The sequence below is a fragment of the Oleiphilus sp. HI0067 genome (genome assembly GCF_001635735.1).
The window spans coordinates 1-432 of record NZ_LWFI01000331.1 but is presented as its reverse complement, the minus strand read 5'-3'; the positions used below and the strand labels follow the sequence as shown (position 1 = coordinate 432).

The window sequence follows — 432 nt, the reverse complement described above, 5'->3', positions numbered from 1 at the left end:
GATCAGAAATGTCGGGCGTAAAATTAGCGACGGAATCCCACTCGACACTTAGTTTGGCGTATGCGAGGTATGGATTCTCATGAACGAGAGCATTTCCCTCGAAACCTTCTGCGAGTTTAGGCGATAAAATGACAGCGCCTGCTGAGGTCGTCGCCAAATGCTTTACATAGGCAGGATTTGCAATGAAGCTCAACTTAGCCTGATCCGCATCCTGAATAGTCGCTAAGCCATTAATGGCTAATGACTCGTCACCTTGAACAGAGCCACCAACTTTTTCAGCAAGCTGGATAAGAGTAAAAGTCTTTTGAAGCATATATAATCGTCAGAACTCTATTTTAATGCATCAAGCATATCGATGATTTTTTGTGTGTAATCAAGTTTTGGATCGGCATACAAAGCCGCTTCTCTTGGCATAATGACATCCAGCTTTTC

1 protein-coding gene is annotated in these 432 nt (G+C 43.3%); it reads right to left on the bottom strand.

Features of this window, described 5'->3' with window-relative positions:
* A partial coding sequence (locus A3739_RS03945; protein WP_304440252.1) for an LpxD N-terminal domain-containing protein occupies positions 1–313 on the bottom strand: 313 nt, incomplete at its 3' end.
* Between the last annotated feature and the right edge of the window lie 119 nt (positions 314–432).